General features: G+C 63.4%; 14 protein-coding genes. 12 read left to right on the forward strand and 2 right to left on the reverse strand.

Features of this window, described 5'->3' with window-relative positions; all coding sequences use genetic code 11:
- Nucleotides 1–139 precede the first annotated feature (139 nt).
- The 10 genes from BM282_RS07840 (at nucleotide 140) to BM282_RS07885 (ending at nucleotide 10,318) form a co-directional block, all read left to right on the forward strand.
- A complete protein-coding gene (locus BM282_RS07840; protein ID WP_089878918.1) occupies nucleotides 140–649 on the forward strand; it encodes an Lrp/AsnC family transcriptional regulator in 510 nt (169 codons plus the stop codon).
- Between the two features lie 253 nt (nucleotides 650–902).
- Nucleotides 903–1,301: a hypothetical protein gene (locus BM282_RS07845; RefSeq protein WP_089879510.1), complete on the forward strand. Its 399-nt coding sequence runs from the start codon at nucleotides 903–905 to the stop codon at nucleotides 1,299–1,301.
- A gap of 94 nt (nucleotides 1,302–1,395) precedes the next feature.
- Nucleotides 1,396–1,962: a hypoxanthine/guanine phosphoribosyltransferase gene (hpt, locus tag BM282_RS07850; RefSeq protein ID WP_089878921.1), complete on the forward strand. Its 567-nt coding sequence runs from the start codon at nucleotides 1,396–1,398 to the stop codon at nucleotides 1,960–1,962.
- Nucleotides 1,963–2,198: 236 nt separating this feature from the next.
- Nucleotides 2,199–4,091 (forward strand): ABC transporter substrate-binding protein, encoded by a 1,893-nt coding sequence (locus BM282_RS07855; protein WP_089878924.1) that lies wholly within the window; start codon nucleotides 2,199–2,201, stop codon nucleotides 4,089–4,091.
- Between the two features lie 59 nt (nucleotides 4,092–4,150).
- Nucleotides 4,151–5,119 (forward strand): ABC transporter permease, encoded by a 969-nt coding sequence (locus BM282_RS07860; RefSeq protein WP_089878927.1) that lies wholly within the window; start codon nucleotides 4,151–4,153, stop codon nucleotides 5,117–5,119.
- Nucleotides 5,119–6,294: an ABC transporter permease gene (locus BM282_RS07865; protein ID WP_089879513.1), complete on the forward strand. Its 1,176-nt coding sequence runs from the start codon at nucleotides 5,119–5,121 to the stop codon at nucleotides 6,292–6,294. Before BM282_RS07860 ends, BM282_RS07865 begins: the two co-directional genes overlap by 1 nt.
- 1 nt (nucleotide 6,295) lies before the next feature.
- Nucleotides 6,296–7,363, forward strand: a complete 1,068-nt coding sequence (locus BM282_RS07870; RefSeq protein ID WP_089878929.1) for an ABC transporter ATP-binding protein — start codon at nucleotides 6,296–6,298, stop codon at nucleotides 7,361–7,363.
- Nucleotides 7,360–8,673 carry an ABC transporter ATP-binding protein gene (locus BM282_RS07875; RefSeq protein ID WP_089878932.1) on the forward strand — a complete coding sequence of 438 codons (1,314 nt, stop codon included), beginning with the start codon at nucleotides 7,360–7,362 and terminating at the stop codon, nucleotides 8,671–8,673. Before BM282_RS07870 ends, BM282_RS07875 begins: the two co-directional genes overlap by 4 nt.
- 65 nt (nucleotides 8,674–8,738) lie before the next feature.
- Nucleotides 8,739–9,431, forward strand: coding sequence for a type 1 glutamine amidotransferase domain-containing protein (locus BM282_RS07880; RefSeq protein ID WP_089878935.1), 693 nt, complete (start codon nucleotides 8,739–8,741; stop codon nucleotides 9,429–9,431).
- A gap of 47 nt (nucleotides 9,432–9,478) precedes the next feature.
- Complete coding sequence (locus BM282_RS07885; protein ID WP_089878938.1) at nucleotides 9,479–10,318, forward strand: HNH endonuclease; 840 nt, start codon at nucleotides 9,479–9,481, stop codon at nucleotides 10,316–10,318.
- A 23-nt stretch (nucleotides 10,319–10,341) separates the two neighbouring features.
- Here BM282_RS07885 and BM282_RS07890 read toward each other — a convergent pair whose 3' ends face one another.
- On the reverse strand, nucleotides 10,342–10,644 hold the full coding sequence (locus tag BM282_RS07890) for a transcriptional regulator (protein WP_089878941.1): 303 nt from the start codon (nucleotides 10,642–10,644) through the stop codon (nucleotides 10,342–10,344).
- Between the two features lie 220 nt (nucleotides 10,645–10,864).
- Between BM282_RS07890 and BM282_RS07895 the strand changes: the two genes are divergently transcribed.
- On the forward strand, nucleotides 10,865–11,824 hold the full coding sequence (locus tag BM282_RS07895) for a sugar phosphate nucleotidyltransferase (protein WP_089878944.1): 960 nt from the start codon (nucleotides 10,865–10,867) through the stop codon (nucleotides 11,822–11,824).
- A gap of 48 nt (nucleotides 11,825–11,872) precedes the next feature.
- Here BM282_RS07895 and BM282_RS07900 read toward each other — a convergent pair whose 3' ends face one another.
- Nucleotides 11,873–12,592 carry a diphthine--ammonia ligase gene (locus tag BM282_RS07900; RefSeq protein WP_089878946.1) on the reverse strand — a complete coding sequence of 240 codons (720 nt, stop codon included), beginning with the start codon at nucleotides 12,590–12,592 and terminating at the stop codon, nucleotides 11,873–11,875.
- A 113-nt stretch (nucleotides 12,593–12,705) separates the two neighbouring features.
- Between BM282_RS07900 and BM282_RS07905 the strand changes: the two genes are divergently transcribed.
- Nucleotides 12,706–13,638, forward strand: a complete 933-nt coding sequence (locus tag BM282_RS07905; protein ID WP_089878949.1) for a winged helix-turn-helix domain-containing protein — start codon at nucleotides 12,706–12,708, stop codon at nucleotides 13,636–13,638.
- The last annotated feature ends 121 nt before the right edge of the window (nucleotides 13,639–13,759 follow it).

Here is a 13,759-nt window from a genome sequence, read left to right on the forward strand (position 1 = left end):
TTGACGGTTCGTCAAACTTCGTTCGCTTAATTCATCTTTCGTCAAAGATAATGGAGAACTGCGGTCGCGGCCGAGGGGCGAGTGCGGACGGCCCAGAGGACAAGATTATATCTCTCGGGGAAGCCAGCATTCACCATCGATGAAGAACGGCGAACTGGACTCCGTCGATCGACACATACTGTACTACCTCCAGCAGGACGCGAGAGCGACGTCGTCCACGGATATCGCCGAGAAACTCGGACTGTCGTCGAGTACGGTTCGGACCCGCATCAACAAGTTAGAGGAGGCGGAGATCATCCGAGGCTATCATATCGACATCGACTACGACCTCGCCGGCTACCCGCTGTACGTCAAGATAATCTGTACCGCCCCGGTCCCGGACCGGGACGCACTCGCGAACCAGGCGCGGGACATCCGGGGCGTGACCGCCGTCCGCGAGATAATGACCGGGGAGCGAAACGTCTACGTGAACGCTATCGGGGAGAACCACGACAACCTCAATCGAATCAGTAAGGAACTGGACGCACTCGGCCTCAAAATCGTCGACGAACAGCTCATCCGAGACGAGTTTATCTGTCCCTATCAAGGCTTCGTGGACGAAGACGAAGGGGCGACCGTGACCGACGAGAGCGGCGAAGAACGGCACTGAGACCGTTCGTCGACTCGGGAACGCACGCCGAACATTCACGGGCGGAGTCCGTCGTCGAGGGCGAACGAGTATCTCGATGAGAGGTCGCATCCGGCGGTTCTCGGAATGGCCAGATAGTTTATATTTCACCTATACATTTATATGAACATCAGATAATCACGAATTGCATGAAGGTTCCAGGCGTGGATTCGGGGGATGGGAGACTCCCGCGTCGGAACGGATGGGGGCGTGTATGATACACAACCCCGCACAGATGAAAAGCGCGAACTGGCCAGGCCCGAATCGGAACGTCGCCGTGGAGACGTTCGAACGGGTCGCAGACGAACCACTCGACCTCATCGCCGTCTACGGGGCGACGGCGTTCGACCTCTTTCACGTCAGCGACGAACTCTCCTCGTCGTACGACGACAGCGGTGAACTGACCGAGACCATCTCGGAACTCGCAGAGGAGATGCGGCAGGACTTCGTCCGCCACGGTCTCTTCGCGGGACTCCGACCGACGCAGGACCGCGTCGAGTACAAATCGGGGACGCTCGACGGGCGAAAACTCTTACAGGTGTACTGCGGAGGACGGGGAATGCTCCTCGTCGCGGACCCCGACGAGCCCGAAGAACCGCTCGTCCGCGCCGCGATGAGTCTGCTCAGCGTCTGAGCGTCCACGCGGCACGATGTCACGGGCCGTGTGCCCCGGTCGTATACGGCCGCCGAACCGCCACCTTTTATTCCGGACCCGATGAACCGGCGACATGGACCAGTTGCGGCAGTCGCTCCTCGAAGCGCCGATCATCGAGAAGGGAGACTACGAGTACTTCGTCCACCCCATCAGCGACGGGGTTCCGATGCTCGAACCGGGCCTCCTTCGCGAGATCGTCATCAAGATCATCCGGAAGGCCGACCTCGAAGACGTGGACAAAATCGTCACGCCCGCGGCGATGGGCATCCACATCTCGACGGCCGTCTCCCTCATGACGGACATTCCTCTCGTCGTCATCCGGAAGCGCCAGTACGGACTCGACGGAGAGATCTCTCTGAGCCAACAGACCGGATACTCGGAGAACGACATGTTCATCAACGACGTGCAGGAGGACGACCGCGTCCTCGTTCTCGACGACGTCCTCTCGACCGGCGGGACGATGCGCGCGGTTCTGGACGCACTGAAGTCGACGGGAGCGGACGTCGTCGACACCGTCGCGGTCATCAAGAAGGCGGGACCGAACGAACTCGACGACACCGACCACCACGTCAAGACCCTCATCAACGTCACCGTCGAGGACGGCGAAGTGGTCATCGTCGACGAAGACGGCGACGACTGATATCGTAGCGTCTGCAACTGATTTCTCATCCGACCACACGCAGTCGTGCGGTCGAGTGAGTGACGACGTGCAGACGTCACTATAGTCGAGCGACACGAGCGAACGCCAATTTTTACTCGAACGTCGAATAATACAGAGAAATAACCGAGTGGTAACCACTGTACACCGGTATCGAGGCCGAGGTTTGGATTTTTCCAACCGAAGAGTATATTAGTAAATGGTTGTTTTAACAATCTATGCCATCCGGCAACACGGATAAACGTATCAATCGGCGCAGTTGGCTCAAGGCACTCGGCGTGGGTGGCGCCGCGGGCCTCGCTGGCTGTTCCGGTGAGCAGAACAACCAGACGACAACGAGCGAAGACGGCGGCGGTCAGACGACCGAATCGACCGACTCAGCCACCGAGACGGACGACTCCTCCGGTCGTACCGTCGGTGGCACGTATCGCGAGGCGATGGCGACGGACGCGAAGTCGGTCAACTTCCTCTTCCACAGCGACACCTCCTCCGCGAAGTTCGTCGGTGCGACGATGGACTTCGCCTACGACTTCAAGGACTTCGGCGAAATCGTCCCGCTGTGGGTCGAGGAGTACTCCGAGACGGACAAACAGGAGTGGGAGTTCACCCTCCGCGACAACCTCCGCTGGAGCGACCCCTACGGCGACCTGACGGCCGAGGACTGGGTCTACACGGCGCAGAACCTCTACGGCGCGCTCTCACCCGAGGAGTCGGAAACGAAAGAGAACTGGGCGGGCGTCGTCCAGTTCTCCGACTGGAAAGACCTCACCATCGAGAAGACCGGCACGCGTTCGATGATGGTCACGCTCCCCGAACCCGAACCGGCGTTCATCGCCTCCACGGCGTTCTGGGGCGGTCGCTGTCTGCCGAAAGACCTCGTCAAAGAGTACGTCGACAATCAGGACGTCGAGGGACTCAAGCAGGACGAAGAGCTCAACTCGCTGTCGTACACCGGGAACCTCGGCCCGTACGACTTCGAGGAATGGAAGCGAGAGTCGCGCTTCGTCGCGACGCGCGCCGAGGACTACTACCTGCGCGAAATCGCCGGCTCCGAAGAGATTCCGGAGCGCTTCGCTGACGCGCCGTACTTCGACCAGTACGAACTGCAGATAATCCCCGAGGAGTCCACGCGCCTGTCGGCCCTCAAGGAGGGCGACCTCACGTACTTCGAGGACGTTCCCTCCCAGAAGGTCGAACAGTTCCAAGGCATGGACCACCTGAAGTTCCGCTTCCCGCCGAACCCGTTCTGTGGGATGGCGTACTACAACCAGCGTCCCAACGGCTGGGAGATGCTGCAGAACACGGACGTGCGCCGCGCGCTCTCGACGGCCGTCTCGAAGACGGCCATCGCGGAGAACATCTACCGCGGCTTCCCCACCGTCGCGCAGACGTTCCAGCCCGAGTGGTCGCCGTGGTATCTGACCGACCAGGTCGAAGAGTTCGGCGTCGGCGACTCCTACGGCGCGGAGAAGGCCCGTTCGATGATGGAAGACGCCATCTCGGGCTCCGACTACAGCTACGACGGCGACACGCTCGTCGACGGCGACGGCAACCAGGTCGAACTCACGTTCGTCTACCGCGCCGGGTCGCAGAACAACCAGACGGTCGCCGAGTTCTACAAGCAGGAACTGGCCAAGATCGGAATCAACGTCAAGCCGACGAACGGCGGTCCGTTCAACACGCTGCAGAACAAATACCTTCTCAACAGCAAAGACGGCGGCAACCCGAGCTTCAACGCCGGTCTCGACGCCACGTCGCAGGAGCCGTGGGACCTGCTGTACGGCGTCTCGCTGAACGCGTACCCCATCAACCCCGACGGGTCCAACGTGTTCTGGGTGCCGGACGGCGGCTTCAACTTCATGGGCTACGACCCCGAAGCGCCGATTGCGGACCTCTACCAGGAGGCCCGAACCGCGACGGACGACGAGACGCGCAAGCAGGCGTTCGCGAAGATTTTCGGTGCGCTCAGTGAGGAACAGCCGAGCAACTTCCTCAACTTCAGCGTCTACAAGAACGCGTACGCGAAGAACTACATGGGTATGCCCGCCGAGGGCGAGTACGGCTACCTCCAGGGTTGGGACAGCTCCACCTGGTACCTCGCGGAGCAGTAAGCAGAGCGCACCGAGCGCCTTTTGCGCAACTATTTGCTAATGATTAGCACAGTAAAAACATGAAGTGGTACATCGCTCGCCGCCTCGCGTGGACCGTAGTGGCGACGTTCATCATCCTCTCTCTCACTTTCGGGTTGATGGCGGCCTCCCCGGACCCGCAGGCCGCGTCCTACGTCGCACAGCAGGTACAGGAGGGAGGCGACTTCGAAGAGGCACAGGAATCGTACGAGCGTGCTCGGGGACTGGACCAACCGCTCTGGGAACGCTACAAGAACTACATGATAGGCATGGTGACGCTGGACTGGGGGTGGTCTGAGACCCGGTCACAGCCCGTCACGGAGGCGATACTAGAGGCGTGGCCGTACTCGGTCATGTACGCGACGCCCGCGCTCATCATCTCGACGGTCCTCGGCGTCGCTATCGGGTTGTACTCGGCCACCCACCGGAACTCGCTGGAAGACTACGCGGCGTCGGCGTTCGCGTTCTTCGGAATTAGCATCCCGGACTTCTGGTTCGGCATCCTGATGATACTCATCTTCGGGGTGTGGTTGGGCTGGATTCCCATCTACTACCACTCGGACGTGCCGTGGTTCTCGCTGCAGAACGTCCAGCAACTCATCGCCCCGACGCTCGTCGTGACGCTCTCCTCTATCGCGAGCGAGATGCGGTTCTCGCGCGCGACGGCGCTGGAGTACGTCAACGCCGAGTTCGTCAAGACGGCGAAGGCGAAGGGTGCGGACAGTTGGCGTCGCGTCACGCGCCACATCTTCCGCCCGGCGCTGGTTCCGCTCTCGACCATCCTCGTCGGCGACATCCTGAACATCGTCCTCGTGAGTTCCTACCTCGTGGAGGTGGTGTTCGGAATCCCCGGACTGGGGCAGTTGAGTTACAAAGCCATCATCCAACAGGACGTCGCACTCGTCCTCGCGACGGTGCTCATCCCGACGTTCATCGCCATCGTCGGAAACCTGTTTCAGGACCTGGCGTACACGGTGTTGGACCCGCGAATCAGCTACGGTGAGCGATGATGGGAGGCGAAGACTACAGAGACCGGTTCGAGGACATCGACTGGGACGACATGCAGCGGTCCGGGCTGGACAGCCTGACGACCCAGACGGCGGGCTTTCTCGCCTCGCTGGGCGTCGTTGCACTGCTGTTGGTGTACGACTACGTCGTCGTCGCCAACGACGGGCCGACGTTCACGACGCCGTTCGAGTGGGACGTGACGCAGTTGGACTGGCTCCTCGTCGTCACGCTCCTCACCGTCGTCTTCTTCGCCGTCTACCCGCTGTACGACAACCCGCGGATGAGTCGTCGCTACTGGCGCGAGTTCCGGAAGAACCGCGCCGCCGTCGTCAGCGGCGTCTTCCTCGTCGGCATCTTCGGACTGGGACTCGTCGGTCCGCTGTTCATCGCGAAACCGGACCTGAACGTCCTCGCGCAGTACCAGCCACCCGTGTTCCTCTCGGTTCCGGAGTCGACGGTCGGTACCTGCGTCGGCCCCGTCTCCGACGGGATGTGTCACGGGACGTGGCAGTACCCGCTCGGAACCACCGGGCAGGGCAAGGGAATCATGAAGAGCGTCATCTACGGGATGCGCGTCAGCCTCGAAGTCGGCCTCATCACGCCGCTCATCATCATCATCATCGGAACGGCCGTCGGGACGGTGGCCGCCTACTCCGGCGGTATCGTGGACGAACTGCTGATGCGGTACGTCGACATCCAACTGACGTTCCCGACGTTCTTCCTCTACTTGCTCTTGCTGTACCTGTACGGCGGGACGCTGTTCCTCCTCATCGTCATCTTCGGCATCACGAGTTGGGGGTCGACGGCCCGACTCGTCCGCTCAGAGGCGCTTCAGCGCCGCGAAGAGGAGTACATCCAGGCCGCCCAGTCGGCCGGAGCGAGCGAGTTCTGGGTCATCCGGAAACACCTCGTCCCGAACGTCTCGAACACGGTCATCACGAACGCCAGTCTGCTCATCCCGAGCCTCATCCTGTTCGAGGCGGCGTTCTCGTTCCTCGGTCTCGGCGACCCGACGGTCCCCTCGTGGGGGCAGGTCATCTCCGCCGGGCGGAGCGACATCGACACGGCGTGGTGGATATCGACCATCCCCGGCGTGTTCCTGTTCACGACGGTACTGGCGCTGAACTTCGTCGGCGACGCGTTGCGCGACGCACTCGACCCGCGCGCGGAGGACTAAGATGACTGAACCACTACTCTCGATTCGAAACCTGAAGACGCACTTCCACACGGACGAAGGAACGGTCAGAGCGGTCGACGGCGTGAGTCTCGACGTCGACCGCGGCGAGACGGTGTGCGTGGTCGGCGAGAGCGGGTCCGGGAAGACGGTCACCGCCGAGTCCATCACGCGACTCATCCCGGAACCGCCGGGCGAAATCGTCGACGGCACCGTCCGCTTCGACGGTGAGGACGTCACCGCGATGTCCGAGAAACAACTGGAAGCGCTCCGCGGCGGCCGCATCGGCCATATCTTCCAGAACCCGCAGGGGGCGCTCAACCCCGTCTACACCGTCGGCTGGCAGATTCGCGAGGCCATCCAACTCCACGACAAGAAGGCGAAAGACAAGGAGGCCCGCGAACGCGCCATCGACCTCTTGGACCGCGTCGGCATCCCCGACGCGACGAGTCGCATCGACGACTACCCGCACGAGTTCTCCGGCGGGATGAAACAGCGCATCGTCATCGCGATGGCGCTGGCTTCGAACCCGGACCTCCTCATCGCCGACGAACCGACGACGGCGCTCGACGTCACCATCCAGATGCAGATTCTTCGCCTGCTCAACCAGGTGCAAGAGGAGTTCAACACGGGTATCGTGATGATTACACACGACCTGGGCGTCGTCGCCGAAGTCGCAGACCGCGTCGTCGTCATGTACGCCGGGAAGGTCATGGAAGAGGGCGACGTGTACGAGATATTCGAGAACCCCTCGCACCCGTACACGCGCGCGCTCCTCGAGTGTCTGCCCGGCCGCGGCGAGAAGATGAGCGCCATCGGCGGGTCGTTGCCGTCGACCACCTCACCACCCGACGGCTGTCGGTTCCACCCGCGATGTCCGTACGCCGTCGGAGACTGCGAAATCGGCGAGCAACCGCCGATGTACGCCGTCGACGACGGCGACCACGCGGTGTCGTGCGTCCACTTCGAACCGGGCGCTGACCCCTCCGTCGTCCTCGGCGAGGACGGGTCCGACGCCGTCGGCGGCGCGCGCGCGGACGGCGGCGACGAGACGGGAGGTGACGCGAGATGAGTTCGGACGCGCCGCTTCTCGAAGTGCGGAACCTGAAGAAACACTACCCCATCACCGAGGGCGTCCTGAAGCGACAGGTCGGCAACGTCCGCGCCGTCGACGGAATCAGCTTCGCCGTCGAACGCGGCGAGACGGTCGGACTCGTCGGCGAGTCTGGCTGTGGGAAGTCCACGGCCGCGACGTCGCTGCTCCGCCTCGAAGAACCGACGGACGGCGAAGTGCTGTTCGAGGGGCGGGACATCACCGAGTACGACAAGAAGGAACTGAAGCGGTTCCGCCGGGAGGCGCAGATGATCTTCCAGGACCCGACCTCCAGTTTCGACCCGCGGATGTCCGTCGGCGAGTCCGTCGCCGAACCCCTGACCGTCCACGGGATGCGCGACCGCGAGCGTCGCCGTCGCATCGTGAAGGATCTGCTCGAACGCGTCGGCCTCTCCGCCGACGACATCGACCGGTACCCCCACGAGTTCTCCGGCGGGCAGAAACAGCGCATCGGCCTCGCGCGAGCGCTGGTGTTGAACCCGAAACTCATCGTCGCCGACGAACCCGTTTCGGCGCTCGACGTCTCCATCCAGGCCGAGATTCTCTCGCTGATGAAAGACGTGCAGACGGAGTTCGGCCTCGGGATGCTGTTCATCAGCCACGACCTCTCGGTGGTCCGCGAGATATGCGACCGCGTGGCCGTGATGTACCTCGGCGAAATCGTCGAGTTCGCGGCCACCGACGAACTGTTCGAGAACCCCCAGCATCCGTACACGCGGGCGTTGCTGTCGTCGATTCCGCAACCGGACCCGACGAAACGCGGGAGCGCCGTCGAACTCTCCGGCGACGTGCCGAGTCCGTCGAACCCGCCGTCCGGATGCCGCTTCCACACGCGGTGTCCCGAGGTCATCCCGCCCGAGGGCTACGACTTCGAGCAGAAGACGTGGCGGTCCGTGATGGACCTCCGCGTCCGCCTCGGACGCGACGGCGTGAACGCCGAGGCGGTTCGGGAGTTCGTCGCGAGCGAGTCCGGGCAGGAACCGGAGTCGGTGCCCGCAGACCGCGTCCGAGCGGAGATTCGGCGCGAGTTCGACATCCCGGAGGAACTGTCGGACCCCCGCGCCGAGGAGGTTCTCTCGACGGCACTCCGTCACCTCGCGAACGACGAGCAAGCGGAAGGGCGCGAACTCCTCGCCGAGGAGTTCGAGACGGTGTGCGAGTCGTCCGCCCCGGAACTGAGGCGGACGCCCGCCGGACACGTCGCGTCGTGCCACCTCGTCAGCGAAGCCGAGTCGAACGCCGTCTCGACGCCGTCGACCGGCGACTGACGGATGCCCCGCTGAACTGCCGCGGCCACGCCGCTTTTTCCTCGCGAACCCGTACGCTCCAGTCCATGTCTGATACGAGCGCGCTGTTCATCGTCAGCGAGTCCGGCTACTGGGGCGAAGAGTGCACCGAACCGTTGACCACGCTCTCGGACGCCGGGGTCGACATCACCGTCGCGACGCCGACGGGCGAGAAACCGGTCGTCGACGAACGCTCCGTCGACCCCGACGAAGTCGGCGAGGAGACGTCCGAGGAGGTGCTGGAGGTCCACGAGAACGACGAGCGACTGGCGAACCCCGTCCCGGTGGCGACGGTGGACGCGTCGGACTACGACGCTCTCGTCTTGCCCGGGGGCCACGGCACCGCGTGGGACATCAACCAGGACCGGCACGTCCGACAGGCGCTCTTAGAGAGCGTCGGCGGCGACGAGGGGAAGGCGCTCGTCGTCTGTCACGCCGTCGGTATCCTCGGCTTCACGCGCGAGGCGGACGGGAGTTCCCTCGTCGAGGGCCGCGAGGTCACCGGTTTCCCCAACGAGTGGGAGGAGGGAATCGTCGACGAGAACGACCTGATGCCCGACGGCCGAAAGCTTCCGTACTGGACGGAAGACGAGGTGAAGGCCGCCGGCGGCGTCTGGGACGCCGAACTCGACCAGGACACGAGCGTCACCGTCGACGGTGACCTCATCACGGCCCGCGGTCCCGGTTCCTCGCACGACGCGGCCACGACGCTCCTCGACGAACTCGGAATCGACGCGTAACGTTCGGAGTACGAACGTTTTTCAGGAGGTGGCGTCACTGCCGTGACGTGAAACTCGCGGCCCTCGACCTCACTCCCGGGGACGCTTACGACGCGTCCGACCTCCGCGACCTGTTCGACCGGGGGATGACCGGTCGAGGCATCGAAATCTGTTACGACGCCGACGAACAGCGCTACCTGCGACTGTTCTCGGCGGACACCGGCCCCTACGACGACGACGTGACCGGCGGGCAGTTTCACTACGTCGGCGAAGGGCAGACCGGAGACCAGACGCTGACGGCCGGAAACCGGTATCTGGCGGACGCGAGGAGCAATCCGCTCCCGATATTCTTCTTTCACCGACGCGGCGACGCAAGCGGGTGGGAGTATCAAGGACGAGTCGACGTCGTCTCCGTCGACCCAGTCGAGAGCGACGGCCGCCGCGTCTACCGGTTCACTCTCCAGCGCCGGACCGAAACCCGAGAGCGAATCGACCGCGCGGAGGCGGCGTCCGACCTCGACGCGCCGGAACGAGTCGAAACCACGCGCGCCCGCGTCGTCCGGAACAGCGCGATGATACGGCGACTGAAAGAACGGTACGACGCCACGTGCCAGGTCTGTCGCGCCCGACGACGGCAGGGGCCGACCTCCGGATACGCGGAGGGACACCACCTGCGACCCCTCGGCCGACCGCACGACGGTCCGGACGTGGCCGAGAACGTCCTCGTCCTGTGTCCGAACCACCACGCCGACTTCGACTACGGGACGGTCGCCGTCGACCCGGACACGCACGTCATCGCGCACGCCTACGACGCCGACGTCGACGGCCGCGAACTGTTCGTCCACGAGGACCACGAACTCGACGCCGCCGCTCTCGACTATCACAACCGCGAAATCGCCGACTTCTGACCGTCCGGCGAACGACCGAACCGCTACTCGATTTTGAAGACCGCTTCCTCGATACGCTCGGAGCGACACTCCGGACAGCGAGACGGATAGTTCACGGGGTCGTCGAACGCCGAGAACCCGCACTCGCGACACTCCGGCGGGGCGACGAGGAACCGTTCGTCGCCGTCCGCGGAGTTCACGGACTGTGCGACGTGTTCGAGGTGGTGGTACGCCGACGACCGAGGGAGGCCGACCGTCTCCGAGAGACTCGTCGCCGTGTGCGGTTGCTCGCGGAGGGCGTCCGCGATTCGTTGTCGCGTCGTCGCGTCTGCGTCGGACTCCGACATGCTCTCGTCTTCGGCGCCGTCACGGGTAGTCCTTGCTCTCGCGCGGCGCGGCCGGCACAAAATTCATCCGAACGAACCCTCGGTAACGAAGACAATTAATATTTATTAGTAAACAGACGCGACGAGAAAGGGCGAGACCCGCTGAGACGAGTGCAGAATTCGTATCACATCTTGGGGAGGAGGGGAAAAGAACTTGTCACCGGGGTATGATTCTGCATCTATGAAGGCAGTCGTTCTTGCAGGAGGGTACGCGACTCGACTCTGGCCGATAACCAAACACCGCCCGAAGATGTTCTTACCGGTCGGTGACGAGACGGTCATCGACGTCATCTTCGAGGACTTAGAAGAGGACGACCGGATATCCGAGGTGTTCGTGAGCACGAACGAACGGTTCGCCGAGACGTTCGAGGAGTATCTCGCGGAGTCGAAGTTCGAGAAGCCGACGCTCTCCGTCGAGGAGACTGTCGCGGAGGACGAGAAGTTCGGCGTCGTCGGCGCGCTCGAACAGCTCATCGACCGCGAGAACGTCGACGAGGACATGGTCGTCATCGCCGGCGACAACCTCCTGTCGTTCGACGTCTCCGAGTTCGTCGACTTCTTCGAAGAGAAGGGCACGCCGTGCATCGCCGCCTACGACGTCGGGTCCAAAGAGCGCGCGAAGTCCTACGGCCTCGTCGAACTGGAGGGTGACCGCGTCGTCAACTTCCAGGAGAAACCCGACGACCCGAACAGCACGCTCGTCTCTATCGCCTGCTACGCGTTCCCCGAGGAGACGCTTCCGAAGTTCGACGAGTACCTGCAGAGCGGCAACAACCCCGACGAACCGGGCTGGTTCATCCAGTGGCTCCAGCAGAAGGGCGACGTCCACGCGTTCACGTTCGACGGCGCGTGGTTCGACATCGGAACCGCCGAGAGCTACCTCGACGCCGTCTCGTGGTATCTCGACGGCGAGAACTTCGTCCACGAGTCGGCGACGGTGACCGACTCCGAACTCGGCGAGAACGTCCACGTGATGGCCAACAGCGTCGTCGAGGGGTCGACGCTGGAGAAGACCGTGATATTCAGCGATTCGACCATCCGCAACGCGGACATCAAGAACACCATCGTCGACGAGGACACCCACATCGAGAACCTCGACCTCTCGAACGCGCTCATCGGCGCGCACTCGCACTTAGAGTAAGGCCGCGCGAACGGTCCGCCTCGCTTCTTTCGCGACCGAGCTATCGTCTCACTCGCCGAGACGCGCGTCCGTGATTTCGACGTGGCCGCGCGTTCCCTCCCACACCGTCTCGTACTCCAGTTCGATGGGGCGGGACATGTGCGGCGCGTCGGTGACGAACGTCTCGAACTCGCCGCCCTCTCCGAGGACGTGAACGCCGTACTGCTCGTTGAGTTCCGTCAGTTCGTCCAACGCGTCGTGGTCGAGCGTCCGACCCAGCCACGACTCGTCCAGTCCGCGCGCGGCGACCTGGACGATGCGAATCTCGAATCCGGCGTCTATCATCGCCTCGCCGAGTGCGCGCGGGTCTTTCTGCCAGAGAGGCGCGAACAGGTCGATTCCCAGTCGGTCGCACATCGCCTCGATGCGGTTCGTCTGGAACTCGCTCTCGATGGCGCCGGCCGTGACGCCCGCGAGGTCGAGTTCGTCCGCGAGAGCTTCGAGTGCCGCCTCCAACGGTTCGAGTTCGGCGTCGCCCTGTGCGCCCGAGTCCGTCGCCTCCGCGGCCCCCAAGTCGTCGGGCGTCACTTCGACCAGTTCGATTCCGATGCTCTCGGCGGCGAGACCGGTGAGATGCGTCGCCGGGACGTGGTACATGTACGAGTCGTCGCCGGGGTGGACCGTGAGGAGTCGCGCGACGTTCAATCCCGCGTCCAGTGCCCGGTAGAGCGCCCACGAGGAGTCTTTCCCACCCGAGAAGAGACTCACCCAGTCGCCAGCGTCGGTCATTACTGGCGGTAGCGCGGTCGGTGGTAAACCTTCTCCGGTTCGCGGGCTTTCCATCAGAACTGGTGAGAGATATCATTTAGCACAGACGCGTCGTACCTCTACGGGGAACACGAATGACGGAACCACGCACCGACGGCGACGGTGTCAACCCAGCCACGGCGTTCTCTCTCTTGGGCAGCGAGACACGACTGCGTATTCTCAGTGCGCTGTGGGAATCAGCGCCCGCGCCCATGACGTTCTCGAAACTCCAAGTCCGAGTCGGTGTACGCGACGCGGGGCAGTTCGCCTACCATCTCAACAAACTGGTCGGGCCGTACGTGCACAAATCCGACGAAGGATACGGCATCCGTATGGCAGGGGTGAACGTCGTCTGGGCGATGCTGTCCGGGGAGATGACCGACCACCCCGACACCGAACGGTTCGAAGTCGAAGGGGGGTGTAGCCGCTGTGGTGGTTCGTTAGAAGCGCGCTACGAAGACGAACTGCTCGCTATCGAGTGCACACGGTGTGCCCACCTCGCCGCGTTGGCCCCGTTCCCGCCGCCCGGATTTGCGGACCGGACGCACGAGGAGGTACTCGACGCCTTCGAGAGGCGTCTCCGCTCGGCGTTCGAGCAGATGGCCCACGGCAGTTGTCCTCGCTGTGCGTGCCACGGGTCGGTCACCCTTCCGACCAGCGCATCCGACCGACCCAGCGGCAGAAGTAGCCTCGAACCACTAACGGAGAACGACGCGTTCGCCGTGTTTCGGTGTGCCCACTGTGGATTCTGGGGCGAAGAGGACATCGGCTGCTTACTCACACACCACGCCGTCGTCAAGTCGTTCTTCCGCGACCACGGCGTCGACTTCGACGAACTGCCGTCGTGGTCGCGTTCGCAGTACCTCGAGTGTGAAACCGACGTGCGTTCGACGGACCCACTCTCGGTGCGTGTTCGGTTCTTCGCGGGCGACGAGAGCCTCGTGGTGACCGCCGACGAAACGCTCTCTCTCGAAAGCGTCGAACGCGAGTCGGCGGGCCACTCAGCGGCGGGTGAACGCACCGACTGAAGAAATCTTCAGAAAGGTAACTATCTGAAATATCGTTCAGAAATCACTTATTCCGAGCTGTGGCGTACGTACGTTCGGCGTTCGGCGGTGACGCCGGGGCGTGCCGACTCGTCGGAGACGA

This window comes from Halogeometricum limi (assembly GCF_900115785.1).
In the GTDB taxonomy this organism is placed as follows: domain Archaea; phylum Halobacteriota; class Halobacteria; order Halobacteriales; family Haloferacaceae; genus Halogeometricum; species Halogeometricum limi.